This window comes from Pseudomonas sp. MDV22-iso1, assembly GCF_058145095.1.
Window position 1 is genome coordinate 30534 of the sequence record NZ_JBYVMF010000020.1, and the last position, 21307, is coordinate 51840.

Below are 21307 nucleotides of genomic sequence, written 5' to 3' on the forward strand. Positions count from 1 at the left end.
ATACCTCGGCATATGAATCAAGGAGTGTTTTGCGGCTTTCCTAGAAGGGCCATTAGGCAGGATTGTGGTAGGGGCGCGACCACATCCGATCGAAGGTAACCTCCTCCACTCATACGCTTAGTTGAAAGATCGCCGTTCGCAATCGCTCGCGCATCTCGCACCATTGGGGGCAAATATGGGGGCATCGTTAGTTTTTAACGACCTGAAAACACCGTTTTAGAGCCCAGTCAAATGTTCTTTGGGGATCCGGACAGTCTTTGACTGTGCGGGTTCTCGAGGACACGTAAGCACAGTCTTCATGCCCATCAAATTATCGTTTTCGCGTAGTATCCCCTTCTGGCTATCATTTTTTAGTGCTCGTTAGGGGATTCAACCATGCAAGTAGGCTTCAAGGCACTCGCGGATCGCTACGGTATCGCGCTTGCACAACCCCTACGTGTCGAATCGGTGATGGGTACGACACGCATGAGCCGCGAGAACAACGGGCATGTCGAGAGCAAGTATCCCGCCAGCTACCAGCCTGCTGACGACTTCGCGGGGCATTTCGAGTTTGGGCTCAAATACGAGGAAATTCACCTCGAATTTTTCGCCCGCCTGTTTGCTGTTGTTGGCCCAGAGCCCATCGAAACCTGGTGCCGACAATCGCCCTTTGGCCAATACGCCCGCCGCACCGGATTCCTTTATGAGTGGCTGACTGGAGCGCATCTGGATGTGCCAGATGTCACCAATGGCGGCTATGTCGATGCCATCTCGTCAAAGAAATACCTCACCCGAGTCGAGCCACGGCGGATACGGCGCTGGCGCATCAACGATAATCTGCCCGGCGTGGCGGAGTTCTGCCCCTTGGTCCGCCGTACCGAGACCGTGCAGGAAGCGTTGCAATTTGACCTGGATGCGGCACTTCGCGAGCTGAATCAAACCTTTGGTGCCGATATCCTGATGCGCACCGCCAGCTGGCTGACATTCAAGGAGTCTCGTGCGAGCTTCCTGATCGAGAGAGAGGCAGACAAGGCCGACAGGATTCAGCGGTTTGCCCATGTGATTGCCCAGTACTGTGGCCACATCGAAGACCCGTTGAGCAACGACAGCCTGCACACATTGCAAGCCGGTATTTTAGGTCATGAGGCGTTAGGGCTGGGCCTGCGGCGCTCCCCAGTCTTCGTGGGACAGGCGACCATACGCGAGGACTTCGTGCACTACATTGCGCCGCAATTTGAGGTAGTGACACAACTGCTCGACGGTCTGAAAGCATTCGAGCACGCAACACGTGGCGCCGAGCCGCTGGCTCGAGCAGGTGCAATCGCCTTCGCCTTTGTGTATATCCATCCGATGCGCGACGGCAATGGCCGGATTCATCGCTTCCTGATCAACGACAGCCTGATCCGTGACCGGGCGGTGCCTGATGGCGTGATCCTGCCGGTGTCGGCCACCATTACAAGTTCGATTGATTTCCGGGCGCGCTACGATCGTACGCTGGAGGTGTTTTCACGACCGTTCATGCAACGCTATGCAGCGTCTTATCGGTTTGGCGAACTAGTCGTCTACGAGGACGGCACCCGCAGCAACCTCGTCTTCGATGACTACGCCGATGCGCAATTCGCGGGGCGCTATCCCGATTTGACGGAGCATGTCCTGTACACGGCGCAGGTCGTGGCGCATACGGTCCGTACCGAGATGGTCGAGGAAGCACGCGTGCTGGTCATTTTCCAGCGCGCCCAGGAGCGACTCAAAGAGGTGCTGGAAATGCCGGATCAGGACGCCAACCGCATCATTCGCTCACTCAAGGAACAAGGCTGGCAGGTATCCGGTAAATTGAAAAAAGCGTATCCGCAACTGGCTGACGCTCACCGGGCGGAACGTGTGGTGGAAGCCGTGCGCTCTGCATTCGAAGAACGGGAAGTGGAAACCGGCGAAGAGTGATGCATCCAGACCGTTTCGCGTAGTTTTCTCGCCCCTGTGGGAGCGTGGCTTGCCCGCGATGGCCGCGCCTCGGTTTCCAGCCCATCCTTTGCACTTCCCGCAACACTGAATTGTCATCAAACCAATTGATAGCCCCCTAACGAAAGGTGCAGACTAGAGGGCTAACTTCGGTCTTATATCATTCCGAATGATAGTTACCTTTGCTTCATTCGATTCGTGCGATACAACCCTGCCGAGCATCATCCGTCCATTCTCAATACATTGGCGGATGCATCCATGGAACAGTCACTTAAACATTTGCGCTTCCCGTTGGCCTTGTTGGCCGTACTGGTGATGAGCGCCTGCGGCAAGACTCCGGATACGGCGGCCGCCATGCCTGCTGCCAAGGTCAGCGTGGCCAAGGTGCTCGAACAACCCGTCAACGAATGGGACGAATTCACCGGCCGCCTCGAAGCCCCGGAAACTGTAGAAATACGCCCTCGGGTCTCCGGGCAGATCGACGAAGTGGCCTTCACTGAAGGCGCATTGGTCAAGAAAGGCGACCTGCTGTTCCAGATCGATCCGCGTCCGTTCCAGGCCGAGGTCCGCCGCCTCGAAGCCCTGGTTGCCCAGTCCCGCGCCAACGCCACCCGCAGCGAAAACGAAGCCCAACGCGGTGAGCGCCTGCGTACCAGCAATGCGATTTCCGCCGAGCTGGCCGATTCGCGCACCAGCGCCTCCCAGGAAGCCCGCGCGGCGGTCGGTGCCCTTCAGGCGCAACTGGACCTCGCCAAACTGAACCTGAGTTTTACCCGCGTGACCGCGCCGATCAGCGGCCGTGTCAGCCGTGCGGAAATCACCGCCGGTAACCTGGTCACCGCCGACACCACAGCGCTCACCAGTGTTGTCTCCACTGACAAGGTCTACGCCTACTTCGACGCCGACGAGCGTGTATTCCTCAAATACAGCCAACTGGCTCGTCAGGGGAAACGCGGCGCATCCACCCCGGTTTACCTCGGCCTGTCCAACGAAGACGGTAACCCGCATCAGGGCGTGATGAACTTCGTCGACAACCAGGTCAACCCGAAAACCGGCACCATCCGCGGTCGTGCAGTGTTCGACAACACCGACGGCACCTACACCCCTGGCCTGTACGCACGCTTGAAACTGGTCGGCAGCGGCACCTATTCCGCCGTGCTGATCAACGACGAAGCAGTCGGTACCGACCTGGGTAAAAAGTTCGTGCTGGTGATGGACGCTGACAACAAAACCGCCTACCGCGCCGTCGAGTTGGGTCCGAAGATCGAAGGTCTGCGCATCGTGCGTAACGGCCTGTCCAAGGATGACACCGTCATCGTCAAAGGTTTGCAACGGGTGCGTCCTGGTTCTCCGGTCTCCCCTGAAGTGATCCCTATGGCCAGCGAACAAACCCTCGCGGCTCTCGCTCAACAACGACAAGCGCTGGAAGCCAGCAACCTGCCCCAAGTCGCACCTGCCAAGGTCGCGCCGGGTTCGGTTGTGAAAGTGGCTGTCGCGACTCCACGCGGTTAAGGGACGACAACTCCGATGAATTTTTCCCAATTCTTCATTTCGCGGCCGATCTTCGCAGCAGTGCTGTCGCTGCTGATCCTGATCGCCGGTGCCATCTCGCTGTTCCAGTTGCCGATCAGCGAATACCCGGAAGTCGTGCCGCCGACCGTTGTGGTCCGCGCCAACTTCCCGGGAGCCAACCCTAAAGTCATCGGTGAAACCGTGGCCGCTCCGCTGGAGCAAGCCATCACTGGCGTCGAGAACATGCTGTACATGTCCTCGCAGTCCACCGCTGACGGCAAGATCACCCTGACCATCACTTTCGCCCTGGGCACTGACCTGGACAACGCTCAGGTGCAGGTGCAGAACCGCGTGACCCGGACCGAGCCCAAGCTTCCAGAAGAAGTGACGCGCATAGGCATCACCGTCGACAAGGCATCGCCCGACCTGACCATGGTTGTGCACTTGACCTCGCCGGACAAACGCTACGACATGCTCTACCTGTCCAACTATGCCTTGCTCAACATCAAGGATGAGCTGGCACGTCTGGGCGGTGTCGGCGACGTGCAGTTGTTTGGCATGGGCGATTACTCGCTGCGTGTATGGCTCGATCCGAACAAGACCGCTTCGCGCAACCTGACCGCCACCGATGTCGTCAGTGCGATTCGTGAGCAGAACCGTCAAGTCGCTGCAGGTGCACTGGGCGCTCCTCCTGCGCCGAATGCCACCGCGTTCCAGCTGTCGGTCAACACCCAGGGACGTCTGGTTTCCGAGGAAGAGTTCGAGAACATCATCATTCGTTCCGGCGACAACGGTGAAATCACGCGCCTCAAGGACATCGCCCGCATTGAGCTGGGTTCCAGCCAATACGCCCTGCGTTCGTTGCTGAACAACCAACCGGCGGTGGCGATTCCGATCTTCCAGCGTCCAGGCTCCAACGCCATCGACATTTCCAATGAAGTGCGCGGCAAGATGGCCGAACTGAAAAAGAGCTTCCCGGAAGGCATGGACTTCAGCATCGTCTATGACCCGACCATTTTCGTGCGCGGTTCCATCGAGGCGGTGGTTCACACCCTCTTCGAAGCACTGATTCTGGTTGTCCTGGTGGTGATTCTGTTCCTGCAAACCTGGCGTGCCTCGATCATTCCATTGGTAGCGGTGCCGGTGTCGTTGATCGGTACGTTCGCGGTGATGCACCTGTTCGGCTTCTCGTTGAACGCCCTTTCCCTGTTCGGATTGGTGCTGGCCATCGGCATCGTGGTGGATGACGCCATCGTAGTGGTGGAGAACGTTGAACGGCACATCGAGCTGGGAGAGACGCCCGTAGAAGCCACCAAGAAAGCCATGCGTGAGGTGACCGGGCCGATCATCGCGACGGCGCTGGTGCTGTGTGCGGTATTCATCCCGGCGGCGTTCATTTCCGGCCTCACCGGCCAGTTCTACAAACAGTTCGCCCTGACCATCGCCATCTCGACCGTGATCTCGGCGTTCAACTCGCTGACCCTGTCTCCTGCCCTGGCCGCCGTGCTGCTCAAGAGCCACAACGCGCCGAAAGATCGCTTTACCAAAGTGCTGGACAAGCTCTTGGGCGGCTGGCTGTTCCGTCCGTTCAACCGGTTCTTCGAACGCGCCAGCCATGGCTATGTCGGGACCGTCGCCCGGGTCATCCGCAGCAGCGGTATCGCCCTGCTGGTGTACGCCGGCCTGATGGTGCTGACCTTCTTCGGTTTCGCCCACACCCCGACCGGTTTCGTGCCTGGCCAGGACAAGCAATACCTGGTGGCCTTCGCCCAACTGCCGGATGCGGCGAGTCTTGACCGTACCGAAGACGTGATCAAGCGTATGTCCGACCTGGCCCTGAAACAGCCTGGCGTAGAAAGCGCCGTGGCCTTCCCGGGCCTGTCGATCAACGGCTTCACCAACAGTCCTAACGCCGGCATCGTGTTCGTGACCTTGAAACCGTTCGACGAGCGTAAAGACCCGAGCATGTCCGCCGGCGCGATTGCCGGTGCGTTGAATGGCCAGTTCGCCGGGATTCAGGAAGCCTACATGGCGATCTTCCCGCCACCGCCGGTACAAGGCCTGGGCACCATTGGTGGCTTCCGCCTGCAGATCGAAGACCGGGGCAACCTGGGCTACGACGAGCTGTACAAAGAAACCATGAACATCATCAACAAGAGCCACAACGTGCCTGAACTGGCCGGCCTGTTCACCAGCTACACCGTGAACGTGCCCCAGGTCGATGCGGCTATCGACCGAGAAAAAGCCAAGACCCACGGCGTGGCCGTCAGCGACATCTTCGACACCCTGCAAATCTACCTGGGCTCGCTGTATGCCAACGACTTCAACCGTTTCGGCCGCACCTATCAGGTCAACGTTCAGGCAGAACAGCAGTTCCGTCTCGAGCCGGACCAGATCGGCCAGCTGAAAGTGCGCAACAACAAGGGCGAGATGATCCCGCTGGCGACCTTCATCAAGGTCAGCGACACCTCGGGGCCGGACCGCGTGATGCACTACAACGGTTTCATTACTGCTGAAATCAACGGCGCGGCAGCCCCCGGCTACAGCTCCGGCCAGGCCGAACAAGCGATCGAGAAACTGCTCAAGGACGAATTGCCCAATGGCATGGTCTACGAGTGGACCGACCTGACCTACCAGCAGATTCTGTCCGGCAACACCGCGCTGTTCGTGTTCCCGCTCTGTGTACTGCTGGCGTTCCTGGTACTCGCCGCTCAATACGAGAGCTGGAGCCTGCCACTGGCAGTGATCCTGATCGTACCGATGACCCTGCTGTCGGCCATCACCGGTGTGATTGCCTGGGGAGGCGACAACAACATCTTCACCCAGATCGGATTGATTGTGCTCGTGGGGCTTGCCTGTAAGAACGCGATTCTGATCGTCGAGTTTGCCAAGGATAAACAGCAGGACGAAGGCATGAGCCCGCTCGATGCGGTGCTCGAAGCGTGCCGTCTGCGTCTGCGGCCAATCCTGATGACCTCCTTCGCGTTCATCATGGGTGTTGTGCCACTGGTGTTCTCCAGCGGTGCCGGTGCCGAAATGCGCCACGCCATGGGTGTCGCCGTGTTCTCCGGGATGCTTGGGGTGACCTTCTTCGGTCTGTTGCTGACGCCGGTGTTCTACGTGTTGATCCGTAATTTCGTGGAGCGCGGTGAAAAGCGTAAAGCCGCCAAGGCGCTGAATCTTCAACAGCAACCGGAGGCGCACTAATGAGCCTGAAAGCCTTCCTTCCGAGCCTTCTGGTGCTGGCCCTGAGTGCCTGCGCCGTCGGCCCGGACTACAAGACCCCGGCCACCGAACCGGCCAACATCACCACCGCCACCGACGGCGCGGCCGGTCAGAAGAACTACGACCGTTCGCGTTTCGAAGGCATCTGGTGGCAGCAGTTCGAAGACCCGACGCTTAACCAGTTGGTGGTTCAATCGCTGCAAGGCAACCGCGATCTGCGCGTCGCCTTCGCGCGCTGGAAAGCCGCCCGGGCAATTCGTGATGACGTCAGCAATGACGCCATGCCGACCATCACCAGCCGGGTCAGCAGTGACCTGGCCAAGGGGCAGATTCCAGGCCAGACCACCCAACGGGTCAATAGCGAACGCTACGACCTGGGCCTGGACATGGCGTGGGAGCTGGACCTGTTTGGCCGTATCCAGCGCAACCTGGAATCGGCCGACGCCGAGCAGCAGGCGTTCGAGGCGGATCTGTACCAACTGCAAGTCACCATGATTGCCGAACTGGTGGATGCCTACGGTCAATTGCGCGGCGCACAGCTGCGGGAAAAAATTGCCCTGGCCAACCTGAATAATCAGCAGGAGTCGCGCAAGATCACCGTCAGCCTGCGTGACGCCGGTGTGGGCGATCAGCTGGACGTGGAGCGCGCCGATGCGCGGCTGGCGTCGGTCGAAGCCAGCGTGCCGCAATTGCAGGCGGAACAGGTGCGGCAGAAAAACCGCATTGCCACGCTGCTGGGTGAACGCCCGGACAAACTGACCGTGGACCTGAGCCCGAAAGACTTGCCGGCCATTGCCAAGGCGCTGCCGATTGGCAACCCGGGCGAGTTGCTGCAGCGGCGTCCGGACATCCTGAGCGCTGAACGCCAACTGGCTTCAGCCACGGCGCGTATCGGCGTGGCCAAGGCGGACCTGTTTCCTCGGGTCAGCCTCAGCGGCTTCCTTGGCTTCACCGCCGGGCGTGGTTCGCAGATCGGTTCCTCGGCGGCCAACGCCTGGGCACTTGGCCCGAGCATCACGTGGGCGGCGTTCGACCTGGGCAGCGTGCGCGCCCGTTTACGCGGTGCCGATGCGGATGCCGAAGGCGCCCTGGCGACCTACGAGCAGCAAGTGCTGCTGGCGCTGGAAGAATCTGAAAATGCCTTCAGCGACTACGGCAAACGCCAGCAACGCCTGATTTCGCTGATTCGTCAAAGTGAATCGAGCCGCGCGGCGGCCGACCTGGCGCAGATTCGCTACCGCGAAGGCACGGCGGACTTCCTCGTCCTGCTCGACGCCCAACGTGAACGACTGGCCGCAGAAGACACCCAGGCTCAGGCCGAAGTCGATTTGTACCGGGGCATCGTCGCCATCTACAAAGCCCTCGGCGGCGGCTGGGCACCGGAAACAGTCGCCTCGAAGTAACCGTTTCAAAGGCCCCTTTGGTTGGTTGCAACCGACCATTTTTCAGCCCCGCGTCTCATTCGGTCGCGGGGCTTTTTTTGTCTGCACGATTATTGAATTCACCACAATCCCACCTTTGATCAGCGGTGAAAACAAAATCTGCGCCGGACATACATCCCCTGTAGGAGTGAGCCTGCTCGCGATGGCGGTGTGTCAGGCAACGATGACGTCGACAGGTATGACGCCATCGCGAGCAGGCTCACTCCTACAGGGGTTAGTGTTGATTTTGAGCGTCTCGGGTTTCCATGACGGTAACAGTGGCCGTGGTCCCGGCACGCAAGCGGTGTTTCGCGGCGTAATCCGCGTCGATCCGGATCCGCACCGGCACCCGTTGCGCCAGTTTCACCCAGGTGTAACTGGGATTGATATTCGCCAGTAAACGGCCGCCCGGCAGGTTTTCCCGGTCGGCGATGGCAAAGGCGATGCTTTGCACCGTGCCACCGAACCTCTCGCCACTCATCAACTCGATCCGCACGCGATCGCCCTCCTCGATGCGCGGCAGCTTGGTTTCCTCGAAGTAGCCGCTCACATAAAACGAATCGCTGTCGACCAGCGCCAGCAGCGCTCCACCCGCCGTCGCGTAGTCGCCCTCACGGGTCAGCAGATTGGTGACATAGCCAGTGACCGGGGACACCACTCGGGTGCGTTGCAAGTCCAGTTCGGCCTGAGTCAGCGCCGCAATGGCCAACTGCACGTTGGCCTGAGCCAACCCCAGATTGGCCTGATTGCGCAGTAACTCGGCCTTGGCAACAGCCACCTCGGTACTGGCTTTCTCCCACTCTTCGCCCGAGATCGCGAAACCCTGTTTGAGCGTACGCCGCCGGCGCTCTTCGCTTTCGCGCTGTCTGAGCAAGGCTTCACTGGACACAATCGTCGCTTCGGACTGACCGAGCGTTGCCTTGGACACCTCCACCGCGCGCTGGGCATGTTCGACCGCCAGGGTGTAACGCGCCGGGTCGATCTCCAGCAAAACCTGGCCCTTTTCGACGTGCTGGTTGTCCTGAACGACAAGGCTGACGATGCGCCCAGACACATCGGCAGACAAGGTCACCACATCGGCCCGCACCCGCGCGTCTCGAGTCCACGGCGCGCGCGTGTAGTGCTCCCAGGCGAACCAGCCCAGCACGAAGGCCAGCAATACAATTGCGACGGTCGTCAATCGGGGAAGTAGTTTTTTCAAGTCACCAGGCTCCCATCAGCAGAATCAGCGTCGCGCAGACGCAGGCGTAGAGCGCGCCTTCAAACAAGGCTTCGTGCCAGACGAAACGCAGTACACCGATGCGCCGCAGCATCCAGTCCACGGCCAAGAAAATTGGCAAGGCCAGCAACAGGGCCTGCGCAATGGGCGGTAAGTAGACGCCCCCTATTTCCAGATCAATGGGCAAAGTCGGCTACTCCTTCCGGGTCGACAGGTTGAAAGTGTTCCCTGTGTCGTTCCAGGAACGACACGACGATCAGCAACGCCACGCGCATGCGAAACACCGTCCAGAGGTGTTCATGGACGCCAGCGTGCAAGGTATCCAAATGATCGCCCAGATGACGCAAGGCGCTGAGCACCGGATCAAGCGCAAGGCCAGGCCGACCCGCGAGCAAACGCCCGGTGTCCTGAACGGTCGCCAGCAAGCGGTGCTGCACATCGGCACTCAATAAGGTGTTGCGCAGGGCTTGTTGCCTGAGCTGGTTCAACGCCACGCCCACTGCCATGCACCCCAGACTGAATTCGAACAATGTTCGGGACTGTTTGTCGGTAACCGCAGGCAGCAAACCCAGCATCATGGTCAACCGATCGACCATACGGCTTTCGAAGGCAAACTGTTGCTCATCGGTGGCCGGGGTTTTCAGCAAGGCGTACACCTGCTCGCGGTTTTCGTGGTACAGACGGCGAATCCGCAGAGCGGGCCTGAACGGAAAAATCAGCGCATAGACGCTGAGCGCCAGTGTCGTCGCACAGATGTACGCACCGGCAAATTCGAACCACTGGATCGCAGAATTCTGGCCGATCCCGACGTTTTGCGGGCCCACCATCAAAAACGTCGACAGCCCAAGGCCAATACCCGTTCCCGTAGTGGCCGGGCTGGCCAGCCCAACGGCCACGGCATACAGCAACGGTGCCAACAACAAGGCCAACAGCTCGAAGTTGCTGATCATGGGTACCAGCATGAACAGGTAGATTGCCGATACCACCAACGCCAGGCCCAGGCCCCTGGCGTAACTTTGCGCAGCCAGCAACGGTCGCGGGAAGGTTGCCATCAGCGAACACAAGATACCGACCAGAATCATCCCGCCCCGCGCCCCGTCCCAACCGGTCTCGATCCAGATCAGACCGGCCACTACCAACGCCGTAAAGGCCCGGGTGGCGTTCATCGCCGCCAAGGTGAAATCCAGGTGCAGGGGATTGTCCTGGCCGCGAAATACCGAACTGGCTTGCCGTTCTTCCTGAATCGCGTCACTCAGTTCCAGAATCTGCCCCAACTGTTCCAGCAACCGCGCCTGCTCCCAGCGCAGCGCCCACGCCAGCGAGCGCACGGTGGCCGGCATCGTTTCGGTCAACTGCTCAGCCCTGTAGGCCAGTTCATCGAACCGTTGCTGCAACACCGTCAAGTGGTGGCGGGACTCAGTCGATAGCGAACGCCCCTCCTGCGCCAGCTCATCGAGAAAACGCAATTCCTCAGCACGAATCAGTTGTATCTCTTCGGTCAACTCTCCTTCCAGGCGCTCAGTCAGCAACTGGCGCTGATGCCGCAACGCCATCAGCCGTGAGGTCAACAGCACCAGTTGATTACCCAGTAACTGCACCAGTCCATTGGCACTGCGCAGCCGTGGCGCGTCGAAATACAAGTGCCGACGCACGCCTTCGAGGGCGCTGATTTCGCCCAGTAGCTGCATTTGCCGCCCATGGAATTCTTCTTCACTTTCTTCCGTGCGAATGACCGCCGCAGCATGGGTCGCCAGCAGCTTGATCACTTGGTTGATGCGAGTGAAGTAATCCCTGGCCACCGTTTCCGGTCGCGCCGTCAGCAGGCTGACCACGCACACACAGGCCACCGCCAACAGTGTTTCCGTCACGCGTGTCACCGCCAGCAGGAACGTACCGTCCTGATCCGGCACCGCCAGCAAAGCCACCACCACCGCGGTGTAGCCGCTGAGCACAAACGCTTGGGAACTGGTGTAGCGCAACAGGGTGCCGCCGGCCGTGCACAGGGCCAGCCACAGGGCAAGGGTCAGAATGAAAGGCAGTGGCGCCTGGGGAAATATCGCCATGATCACCACCGCGACGATGGCACCCAAGGTGGCGCCAATGACCTGACCGAAACTGCGTGCCAGCGCCATGCCGCCGAGCGGCTGACTGACGATGACCACGGCCATGATTGACCACTTGGGCTGGTCCAGATCGAACAGGAAGGCCAGGTACAACGTCAGCAACCCGGCGGCGACGGTTCTCAGGGCAAACAAAAACACGCTGGGCCCGGGATTGAGGATCGCCTTGAAGTACAGGAGCAACGCTTGCATGGGAACGCTCATTGAGTCATCTCCCAGCAAGCGTAGTCACTGCATGGACGGACGGGATGTGTTTGTGCACCCGCCCTAACCGCCTGCTACACGTGACGGATTACCCGGTAAAGGATATCCGTCGCTGCATTGACTACATTTAATATGCCTGAGGTTTTAGAGGTGTTTGAGTGGCGTTATTGGCGTGAACCAATGGCGTTAAAGGAAATGGAATTTCGTCTGCACTGGAACCGGGACTGCTCTTTCCAATGGCACGATTCAATGCGCTTTGATTGGGTATGAACTTACCAGCGCTGTCGTAGGCGCCCAATATCATCGAACCTGGAATATCTTGCGCATAGACTATTTGATAAGGGTCATTACCCGTGCGCGATCCGGAGTCAGCCTGCCAGTTCCTGTTGCGTGCGACGTCATAACCATTCATCGCTCTGCCATCGATCAAATAGGTGTACCCGCCTGACTTTCCACCCTGGTGAAAAGCACCCATACCGTTGTTATCGTAATATCCGGACGCTTTCAAGCCGGAATCGACTCCACTGTTGGCGTTCATACCGTTGATGTCCTGAATGATGTTCACCGGCGCATTCATTTTAAAACCCTGAGCGAACACCTCCTGAGGAGATCTCAGGTTCCCGCATAACGTGAACCCGCGATAGACAAAACCCTCTTTCGGGCCGCTAAAATACAGGACGCGCGAGCGATCCATGAGACGTTGTGCAGCTTCCGGCCCCTTCTTGCTCAGGGATTTAAGCCGAGCCGAAACCCGCTTATTGGTGAACTTTCGGGTCAATTTTTCCTGAACAAGCAAAGGGTTTCTGACGCGTGGGGCAATCCATTTTTCTATATGTCTAGCGCCCGGCCCTAGCGGCGTTGAGTCATGGCCATACGCGGGAAGGAAATCAGTGATCTCTTTTGGCAAGGAGCTCGTTAGTTCTAATAGTTGATAGACTTTAAGAGTAATTCGAAACAGCTCTGCTTGATTAGGCACTCTCCCAAAAATCTGGCCTATGTAGGGAGCAGCGATTTGCGTAACAAGCCCCTTAATCGCCGCGGCTTTGAGTCGATTGCCCTCCGAGGGGTCATCATTCAATTCTCCTTGCGTGTATTTAACTGCTGAAGCACCCGCCCCCAACAAGAAAGCAAGCCCTGCGGTAGGTGCCCCTGGCAAACCCGATAAAATTGCGCAATACCTTAATGTATCTGCTAATACCTCCAATAGTTTGTCAACGAATCGCTCATCCCACGTGGATGTCCTGGTGTCCATATTCTCCCGGGCTTTGACAGTCGCACTATAGAATAGAACTTTGAAAACATCGTATTGCTCGCCATAGCGATTAGGACCATCTTTACGACCAATAATGATGGGGTCATATGGCCATTTATAATCTATACCATGACTCCAGACAGATCGTCCTTGACTGTACTTAAAATCGTCCTCGTCGCGACCCAGCAGGATTTTCAGGGGGATTCGTTTCGACAGTTCACTGCTTAACTGTGGGAACTCCTCTATTGATTTTCCACCTTCTCTAAATAGCTCAACGGGGCTCTCGATAACCGTTGCGTTCCCGCCCAGAAAAACAAATAACCCTTCCGTCCTCTTACCCTCACTCGTTAAAAAAACAGCATCAGACACATGGAATTCATCACTAAACCCACCATTTTTAATAGCAATAGGTCTGACCCGGGTTTCCCCCTTCAAAAAACTCTTGATAATTTTTATTGCGTCCTCGGACGCCGCTGGGCTTTCGAGATATTCAGTCAACAGCTTTTTCAAATTAACATCGAATGCAGCTTTCCAAAGCTTATAGGTGTGTGGCTTCCAAAGCATTCTGTCCAAACGCTTATTGTGTTCTGCTGCAAGATTAATATTATTTACAGCATCCTTGAAATGCTGGGTGTATCCAGAGGGCCAATGAACCGTCATCCGTTCAAGGTCTTTTTTTGCTTTATCATGCTGCCCCGCCATCAACCCCGCCAGGGTAAATCTTTCATCCCTTATATGCTCCTGAAAAATATCGACATGTTTACCTATTGGAAGCGGGGTTACATATTCAACACGGAAAGTCGATGTAGCGGTTGTTGTTTTTTTTAGATGATCAGATATATCTGATTCGGAAACTAATTTCTCCACCTCCGATAGAATAAACAATGAAGAATCCAATAATATTTGCAGCTCCACAAAATCATCGACAAACGTGCGGGCCGCCTGGCTTATCGTGAAACCAGGCGCAATTTCTTCACCCGGCCCGATGGAGATCTCAGCATCTGACGAGCGCTGCCCGGCATGAATGATTAAACGTGCTAACGGGCGTGCTGCTGCGACTCCCGGTATTAAGTTTAAGAGCATGTCCCCCCCAAAATCCAAACTGCGCTTTTCAATAGCGTGTGACGCCTTGTCTGCCACAAACAGTTTGGTCTCAGCGTAGACGGGAGTCTCGACCGCTGGCTCGCTGATCGCGTCAGCCTCGAACTCTTCATGAGCGTCTAACTTTGCCTGTCCGATGATTTCGTAAAGATAATCCCGATAGATCACATTTGGGTCACCTGGTACGGGTCGTAGCGAAAGGGCCTCCAGTTTTTCAACCAACTCCGGATCATCGACGGGATTGGAGTAATCAGTCTTGCTGATCAATTTTTTTACTTCAGCTGCAAATTCCGGAAAAATCTCGAATAAATCCTCAATGCCCTCTATGGCATATTCATGGGCCACTGCTTCTTCGTCAGGCGCTGGTTCTGGATGGATGTCGAGCCCCCGTAAAGGATCCACCGCTTCCTCCGGTTCAGGCAGAAACCAGCTGGCATAAAAGTTACTGACCGCCATGTAGGCCGCAAACATTCCCACCGCTTTACCTGGGTTTTGCTCTATCAAATCGCCCGTTCGACTTAACACCGCGGCACCCGTGCCGAGCAAGCTGGAGCTCATGCGGGAGAGCCAATTACCCAGCTGCTCCTTGAGAACTTCCATATCCGCTGAAATGCGTGTGAACGTATCGGGAGGCAAACCAGTCGTTGTAGGCTGATAAGGCGTCTCTCCAAACGGTTCAAGCATGGTCTCCAGCTCCACCTCCTCTTGGGCATGGGCGCTGTCCCAAGGCACAGCATTGCGGAAAAACCGGCTCAGCAATTCATCCACTTGTGCCGCGAACTGGCCTACCCCGGCCAAAGGATCCATGGCGTCGGCTTGGGGCTGTTCCGGGTCTGGCGTAAGCGGTGACTTGGGAAGATCGGACTCACCATTTTTCCAGGCGTGACTACTTGGGATCGAAGCGGGCCTGGTGGTTATATGACTAGCGTCCAGCCTCAAGGCCCCGAACGTATCCAGTGCATTGCAGGCGTAAAGGAACCTGGCAAAAAAACCCTCCGCAATAACCGGCCCCGTCGTGCTGACGTACGTGTAAAAGTTGGCGTGACGTTCAAAGCCTTGCAGCTCTTCCAGTAGTGAGAATTGTCCCTTCACGACAGGTGTGGGCGTGTTGAAAAACCTCAGCGATATCAATTCATCCGTGTTTACTGCCTCCGATTCCGCAGGCGCTCCCTGATACCCGGGTTTGAGCTGATCGTAGACGGCTTCGACCTTATCAATAAGGGAATCATCCCAACGCCTGCGCTCGCCGGATGATGAATCACGAAGTGCATGCTTTACGTCCTCCAAATGGTTTTGTGCATCCTTTGGAGATGGACGTAGGTCTCGGTGGTCCTGGAGCACCTGAAAGGCGCTGTGAAGCATCTTATTGCTGGAACGAACATATCGCCCGACGTCCTGGATTATGTTCTTGATGGCGTCCCACTGTTCATCGGAGACCAGGTGTTGGTGGGCAATTTTCTCGTCCCGCTCAGCGCTTGAAGCATCCAGTCTGGACTGGATAAACCCCATCACACCATCGGCACGATGATCACTTGAAAACCTTGCCTGTTCTCCCAGCGCTGCCTGCCATTGGCCAGGTGGTAAATGGCACAGGACATCTACGATGACTTTGAGTCGTGCTTCACTCAAGTTTCCCCGGGACCTGATCGAGCGAATGAAGGCGTTTTCAAACAGCTCGCTAATGGCCCTGCCTGTGTCCGTTTGCAGAATGCCACTGCTCAGGACTTCCAGTATTTCCTGCTCCTGCAGGGTTGCACCCGTCAAGTATTCCTTGAGCGCAGTCCATCGAGTATCCACATCCCCCTGAGAAATGAATTCCGGCTTGAAGGAATGGCACGAAACGTCCAATTGTGGCGCAGGTATTTCAGCATTCTTCTTTGCGCTTATACCCATATTCGGGAGGCGCATCAGTTCAGGGCTACTCTCGGTGTTCAAAACCGTACTGGAGAGCCGGGTTTGCAGTCGTCCAATGGGGTTGGAGAAAGGTAGCTGTGGCGAAGCACCGACAGTGGTGGTGTTACGAGGGGCAAGCATCAGATTGTTCGGTCCAGGCAGGTTCATTTCAACAAGCCTAAAATGCTGCTGTTTTTACCTCTTTCAAAAAAACGCCATTATTGCTGTGACGACTGACTACCTGGCTGAACGACAGTGATAGCGATGGATACCATTGAGGACCCCGTCAATCCTGGCGATTGGACGCTCGCCATACTTCTACACTGCAACCGCTGCGAAAGCGGCAAACCGACCTGCCGCCAGCGCTCGAACCGGTGGAGTATGTGCTGAACTGAGCCAGGGTTTGACTCAGGGCCCTGCCTGACCGAAGCTGGCGACTTTGCACTCGCTTGCCAGCAACGGATTTCTGCATGCCCCAGTCTCGCCGCTACCTGATCATCAGCCTCTGCGTGCTGTTCGCCCTCGTGATTGCCTGGTTTTTCCTGCGCAACACTACCCCTGTCGTGCCACAAGCGATCAAACGCGGCTACAGCGAAGCGCTGGACCAGGCTCGCGCCGGAAAACCCGGCGCAGCGCGCGTGCTCTATCAGCAATTGGCCCGTCCTGATATTTCCCCTAAACGCCGTATCTGGCTGCATGCCGAGTTGCCTAACTACCCAAGTTCCGTGGCCCTGAAGCTGGCGGATGCGGACTTGCAGCATGAGTCGCCCGACGTGCGCATCGCGGCGATCAAAAGCATCAGCGGCCTGGTCCCCAATGGCCAGCGCAGCCTGTTGCTCGGGCTGTTGCTCGACGACGAAGAACAAAACGTGCGTTACGCTGCAGTCAATGCATTGCTGGGCCTTTCGCCGGATGACCTCGGGTTGTATTTCGGCCCCCTGGAGCAAGCCATCGATGCCTGGGAACAAGACCTGAAGAGCCAGCCCCAAAGCGTTGACAATCAGTATCAGCTGGCCCGTTTGCATGTGCACAACGCCGAACTGAAAGAGGCGCAAACGGCATTGGACAACACTTTGCGCCTGGCCCCGGGAAACCTGCCGGCGCTCGTGATGCAGATCGATGTGCTGGACAGGCAAGGACAGAGCGATGCGGCCCGGCTTCTGCTGGCCAAGCAGTTGAAAGCCCAGCCGGACTCGGCGTATCTGCAACATGCCCTGGGGATGTGGCTGCTGCATCACGGGCAAAGCGAATACGCCGTGCTCGGTCTGTCCAAGGCTGTGGAGCTGGAGCCGGACAACAAGGATTACCGTTACGACCTCGCCACCACCCTCCACGATGAGCAGGAGCTGGAGGCGGCGCAGAAGCAGCTGCAGGAGATCGTCCAGCGCCACCCGGCTGATCGCAAGGCCCGTGTACTGCTGATCAACTATTGGAAGGAAAGCGGGCAACTGCAGAATGTGCAGATCCTTTTGGCACAGCTTGAACAGATGAATCCCGATGATCCGGCGTTGCAGCAAGGGCTTTGAGCGATCGCCAATAAAGCTTTGCTCCTGCTGAGATCGTGCATAAGCCATTTACGCTGCCCCATGACGCCTACAATTCGGTGTGCACACAAATTGTGTGGAACCGCCGCAACGGCAAAAGGTCAAGTGAACAGGCAGTCCATTCAGGCACTTCAGGCCTGCTGCCTCGCTTCCCCTAGTCATGAGAGGGCATTTTTTGTCTACATCTAACGAGTTGTTCAGTGCAAAAGCCGCCACTGGCATTGATGGTCTGGATGACATCCTGGCCGGCGGATTGTCCCGCGGCCACGTGTTTTTGCTGGAGGGTGAACCCGGTACCGGTAAAACCACCGTCGCGTTGCATTTTTTGATGGCCGGCGCACGAGCCGGCGAGCGCTCGTTGTACATCACGCTCTCGGAAACCGAGCGTGAATTGCGCCAGGGTGCGCTGTCCCATGGTTGGGAGCTCGATGAGCATATCCATATCTTCGAACTGACCCCGCCGGAAAGTCTGCTTAACGCGGAACATCAACAGAGCCTGCTGTACTCCTCCGACCTTGAGTTAGGCGAAGCGACCAAACAGATTTTTGAAGTGGTCGAACGGGTAAAACCAACCCGGGTCGTGCTCGACAGCCTCTCCGAAATCCGTCTGTTGGCCCAAAGTTCCCTGCGTTATCGCCGTCAGATTCTCGCCATCAAACATTACTTCGTGCGCTATGACGCCACGGTGGTGTTGCTGGATGACCTGACCACTGAATCCCTTGATAAAACCGTGCACAGCGTTGCTCACGGCGTTATTCGCCTTGAAGAATTGACGCCCAACTACGGCGCTGAACGTCGGCGGATACGCGTAGTGAAGTACCGCGGTCAGAAATACCGGGGTGGCTTCCACGACTTCACCATCATGGGTGACGGCGTGCACGTGTTTCCCCGGCTGGTGGCTGCCGAACATCGCGGCAAATACGTGCGTACGCAGTTGACCAGCGGCATTAAAGAGCTGGATGCCCTGCTCGGTGGTGGCATAGAAACCGGCTCCAGCACATTAATCCTCGGCCCCGCCGGTACCGGCAAGTCGCTGATCTCGATGATCTTCGCCGCAGCCGCCGTGGCAAGGGGCGAAAAGGCTGCGTTGTTCATTTTCGACGAAGAACTCGGCCTGCTGTTCGAGCGCATGAGAAACATGGGCATCGATTTGCAAGCCCTGCAAGCCACCGGCAACCTGCTGATCGAGCAAGTCGATGCCGCAGAACTTTCGCCAGGCGAGTTTTCGCACCGGGTTCGCCGTTGTGTAGATGAACGCGGAATCAAGACGGTCGTCATCGACAGCATCAACGGCTACCAGGCAGCGATGCCTGAAGAAAACGCCCTGGTGCTGCACATGCACGAACTGCTGCTGTACCTCAATCGCCAAGGCGCCGCGACCTTCATGACGGTCGCCCAGCATGGCCTAGTCGGTGACATGCAGGCTCCGGTGGACATCACCTACCTGGCCGACACCGTGATTCTGCTGCGTTACTTCGAAGCACTGGGCAAGGTTCGCCGAGCCATCTCAATCATCAAAAAACGTACCGGCAGCCATGAATCGACCATTCGCGAATACCGCATCAGTGCAAAAGGCATGACCATCGGCGAACCACTGGACGCGTTCCAGGGCGTATTGCGCGGCGTCCCTACCTACATGGGCGCGAGCAAACCACTGCTCGGGGATGAACTCCCTTGACGGTCCGCGAAGCAATGTCCGAGCGCGCGATCATCCTCGCGCCGCTGGGACGTGATAGCCAAATTGCTCTGATGATGCTCAACGAAGCCGGTTTCGACGGCATCATCACGCGGGATCTGCCATCGCTGTGCAGCGAGATTGCAAAAGGCGCAGGCCTGTTGCTGATTTCCTCCGAGGCTTTGATGGGGGGCGATCTTGATCCGTTGCTGGAGCTGATCGAACAACAGCCGGCCTGGTCCGATTTGCCCATCGTGTTGCTGACTTATCACGGTGGCCCCGAGCAAAACCCGGTGTCCAGATTCGGCCCGCAACTGGGCAACGTCACCTTTCTCGAGCGCCCTTTTCACCCCGTGACCTTGATCAGCCTGGTGACTACCGCACTGCGCGGCCGGCGACGACAATATGAAGCCAGGGACCGCTTGATCGATTTGAGTCAAAGCGAATTGCGCCTGCAAAACACCCTCGAAACCCTGGAACAACAGGTTGAGGAACGCACCGCCGAGCTGCGGCACAATGAAGAAGCGCTGCGCCAATCCCAGAAGATGGAAGCGGTTGGACAACTCACGGGGGGCATTGCCCACGACTTCAACAACATGTTGACCGGGATCATCGGCAGCCTGGAGCTGCTGCGCCGGCGTTTGGCCCGTGGCCGTGTGGATGATCTGGACAGTTTGATCGATCTGGGTGTGACCTCGGCCAACCGCGCCGCTGGTCTGACGCACCGCCTGCTGGCGTTTTCCCGACGCCAGTCCCTGGATTCAAAACCGGTCGAGATGAATACCCTGGTGGTGTCGATGGGCGAATTGCTCCAGCGCAGCATCGACGAGAGCATCTACCTGGACATGCAGCTCAGCGATCGGTTGTGGGTGGCCGAGGCCGATCCCAATCAATTGGAAAGCGCCCTGCTCAATCTGGTGATCAATGCCCGGGACGCGATGCCCAATGGCGGCAAGCTGGTGGTGAAAACCTCCAATCAGCATCTGGATGCATCATTTACCGATGCCCATAGCAATCTCGAACCCGGCGATTACGTGGTGCTGAGTGTGACGGACACGGGCTGTGGCATGCCCCAAAGCACCATCAACCGTGCTTTCGATCCCTTTTTCACCACCAAACCCATTGGCCAGGGCACCGGCCTCGGGTTGTCGATGATCTATGGCTTCAGCAAGCAATCACGCGGGCATGTGGTGATCGACAGCGAGGTCGACAAAGGTACGACCGTGACCCTGTTCCTTCCGCGATTCGGCGGCGATTTGCCGTTTGATTCGCCGGCAGAAACGCCCTACGCGCCCTTTGCCCAGAACGGCGAAACGATCCTGATCGTTGAAGATGATCCTGCCGTTCGGGCGCTGGTCAGTTCAGTGTTAAGTGACTTGGGGTATGCGTTTGTCGAGGCGGGTGATGCGAACAGCGCGGTGCCTATCCTGGACTCGGTCCAGCGTATTGACCTGATGATCAGCGATGTCGGGTTACCGGGTATGAATGGGCGACAACTGGCGGAAATAGGTCGGCAATACCGACCGGAACTCAAGGTCCTGTTCATCACCGGCTACGCCGAGCACGCTGCGGTGCGCGGCGGATTTCTTGACCCCGGCATGCAGATGATCACCAAGCCCTTCACCTTCGATCTGTTGACGGCGAAGGTGCGGGAAATGATCCGGATCTGACCCATTATGCCGATAAGCCGAGATGACCCTGTAGGAGCTGCCGAAGGCGTCGATCTTTTGATTTTATAAAAGCAAGATCAAAAGATCGCCGCCTTCGGCAGTTCCTACAGGGCATGCCGCGATTTTTGCGGCATTTCAACAGGGTTCGCGGTGTTTCAAGACAGCATTTCCTGCATCAATTCCTGCAACACATCCAGATCGAACGGTTTGCCCAGAATCGGCGCCTTGCGGGTGATCGGACTGTCGGTCTCGCGGATTTCCTGCGGATAACCGCTGATGAAAATCACCTTGAGTTCCGGTCGCAGCTTCACCGCGGGTTCAGCAATCTGCACGCCCGAGATGCCACCCGGCAGGCGGAAGTCGGTAATCATCATGTCCAGGTGCGGTTTGCTCGCCAGGATTTCGAACGCCTGCTCGCCATTTTCGGCCTGCAGCACGCGGTAGCCCTCGCCGGCCAGATAGGCGGACAACACCATCAAAATCGAGGGGTCATCCTCGACGACCAGTACTACGTCTTGCGCATCTTCACTCAT

The 21307-nt window shown here is 57.5% G+C and carries 12 protein-coding genes; 7 read left to right on the plus strand and 5 right to left on the minus strand.

Annotation, left to right across the window (positions count from 1 at the left end; genetic code table 11):
• Nucleotides 1–375: 375 nt before the first annotated feature.
• The 4 genes from AC3ZVB_RS21100 (at nucleotide 376) to AC3ZVB_RS21115 (ending at nucleotide 8078) form a co-directional block, all read left to right on the plus strand.
• The gene (locus AC3ZVB_RS21100) at nucleotides 376–1920 is read left to right on the plus strand and encodes a Fic family protein (RefSeq protein WP_490147644.1); all 1545 of its coding nucleotides are present in this window, start codon (nucleotides 376–378) and stop codon (nucleotides 1918–1920) included.
• A 276-nt stretch (nucleotides 1921–2196) separates the two neighbouring features.
• Nucleotides 2197–3450, plus strand: a complete 1254-nt coding sequence (gene mexE, locus AC3ZVB_RS21105; RefSeq protein ID WP_490147645.1) for a multidrug efflux RND transporter periplasmic adaptor subunit MexE — start codon at nucleotides 2197–2199, stop codon at nucleotides 3448–3450.
• Between the two features lie 15 nt (nucleotides 3451–3465).
• Nucleotides 3466–6657, plus strand: coding sequence for an efflux RND transporter permease subunit (locus tag AC3ZVB_RS21110; RefSeq protein WP_162440028.1), 3192 nt, complete (start codon nucleotides 3466–3468; stop codon nucleotides 6655–6657).
• Nucleotides 6657–8078, plus strand: a complete 1422-nt coding sequence (locus tag AC3ZVB_RS21115) for an efflux transporter outer membrane subunit (RefSeq protein WP_194692179.1) — start codon at nucleotides 6657–6659, stop codon at nucleotides 8076–8078. The genes AC3ZVB_RS21110 and AC3ZVB_RS21115 overlap by 1 nt, the downstream gene beginning before the upstream one ends.
• Nucleotides 8079–8331: 253 nt before the next feature.
• On the opposite strand, the gene AC3ZVB_RS21120 is transcribed toward AC3ZVB_RS21115, so the two are convergent.
• The 4 genes from AC3ZVB_RS21120 to AC3ZVB_RS21135 all read right to left on the minus strand — a co-directional run bounded on the left by AC3ZVB_RS21120 (nucleotide 8332) and on the right by AC3ZVB_RS21135 (nucleotide 16053).
• Complete coding sequence (locus AC3ZVB_RS21120; protein WP_194692178.1) at nucleotides 8332–9297, minus strand: HlyD family secretion protein; 966 nt, start codon at nucleotides 9295–9297, stop codon at nucleotides 8332–8334.
• A gap of 1 nt (nucleotide 9298) precedes the next feature.
• Complete coding sequence (locus AC3ZVB_RS21125) at nucleotides 9299–9502, minus strand: DUF1656 domain-containing protein (protein ID WP_490147646.1); 204 nt, start codon at nucleotides 9500–9502, stop codon at nucleotides 9299–9301.
• Nucleotides 9492–11639 (minus strand): FUSC family protein, encoded by a 2148-nt coding sequence (locus AC3ZVB_RS21130; protein ID WP_490147647.1) that lies wholly within the window; start codon nucleotides 11637–11639, stop codon nucleotides 9492–9494. Before AC3ZVB_RS21130 ends, AC3ZVB_RS21125 begins: the two co-directional genes overlap by 11 nt.
• A 127-nt stretch (nucleotides 11640–11766) precedes the next feature.
• Complete coding sequence (locus AC3ZVB_RS21135) at nucleotides 11767–16053, minus strand: hypothetical protein (protein ID WP_490147648.1); 4287 nt, start codon at nucleotides 16051–16053, stop codon at nucleotides 11767–11769.
• A 302-nt stretch (nucleotides 16054–16355) separates the two neighbouring features.
• Here AC3ZVB_RS21135 and AC3ZVB_RS21140 point away from each other — a divergent pair, with 302 nt between their 5' ends.
• From AC3ZVB_RS21140 to AC3ZVB_RS21150, 3 genes are all read left to right on the plus strand, one after another.
• A complete protein-coding gene (locus AC3ZVB_RS21140; RefSeq protein ID WP_490147649.1) occupies nucleotides 16356–17411 on the plus strand; it encodes a tetratricopeptide repeat protein in 1056 nt (351 codons plus the stop codon).
• A gap of 193 nt (nucleotides 17412–17604) precedes the next feature.
• A complete protein-coding gene (locus AC3ZVB_RS21145) occupies nucleotides 17605–19107 on the plus strand; it encodes an ATPase domain-containing protein (RefSeq protein WP_162438212.1) in 1503 nt (500 codons plus the stop codon).
• Nucleotides 19104–20774: an ATP-binding protein gene (locus tag AC3ZVB_RS21150; RefSeq protein WP_490147650.1), complete on the plus strand. Its 1671-nt coding sequence runs from the start codon at nucleotides 19104–19106 to the stop codon at nucleotides 20772–20774. The genes AC3ZVB_RS21145 and AC3ZVB_RS21150 overlap by 4 nt, the downstream gene beginning before the upstream one ends.
• A gap of 155 nt (nucleotides 20775–20929) precedes the next feature.
• Here the strand turns inward: AC3ZVB_RS21150 and AC3ZVB_RS21155 are convergent, their stop codons facing one another.
• The gene (locus AC3ZVB_RS21155) at nucleotides 20930–21307 is read right to left on the minus strand and encodes a response regulator (protein ID WP_162438210.1); all 378 of its coding nucleotides are present in this window, start codon (nucleotides 21305–21307) and stop codon (nucleotides 20930–20932) included.

Coding starts and splice junctions, on each gene's coding strand:
- AC3ZVB_RS21155 (WP_162438210.1), bottom strand. CDS start 21,307: ATGAGTGAAGATGCGCAAGACGTAGTACTGGTCGTCGAGGATGACCCC.
- AC3ZVB_RS21115 (WP_194692179.1), top strand. CDS start 6,657: ATGAGCCTGAAAGCCTTCCTTCCGAGCCTTCTGGTGCTGGCCCTGAGT.
- AC3ZVB_RS21135 (WP_490147648.1), bottom strand. CDS start 16,053: ATGAACCTGCCTGGACCGAACAATCTGATGCTTGCCCCTCGTAACACC.
- AC3ZVB_RS21140 (WP_490147649.1), top strand. CDS start 16,356: ATGCCCCAGTCTCGCCGCTACCTGATCATCAGCCTCTGCGTGCTGTTC.
- AC3ZVB_RS21130 (WP_490147647.1), bottom strand. CDS start 11,639: ATGAGCGTTCCCATGCAAGCGTTGCTCCTGTACTTCAAGGCGATCCTC.
- mexE (WP_490147645.1), top strand. CDS start 2,197: ATGGAACAGTCACTTAAACATTTGCGCTTCCCGTTGGCCTTGTTGGCC.
- AC3ZVB_RS21100 (WP_490147644.1), top strand. CDS start 376: ATGCAAGTAGGCTTCAAGGCACTCGCGGATCGCTACGGTATCGCGCTT.
- AC3ZVB_RS21110 (WP_162440028.1), top strand. CDS start 3,466: ATGAATTTTTCCCAATTCTTCATTTCGCGGCCGATCTTCGCAGCAGTG.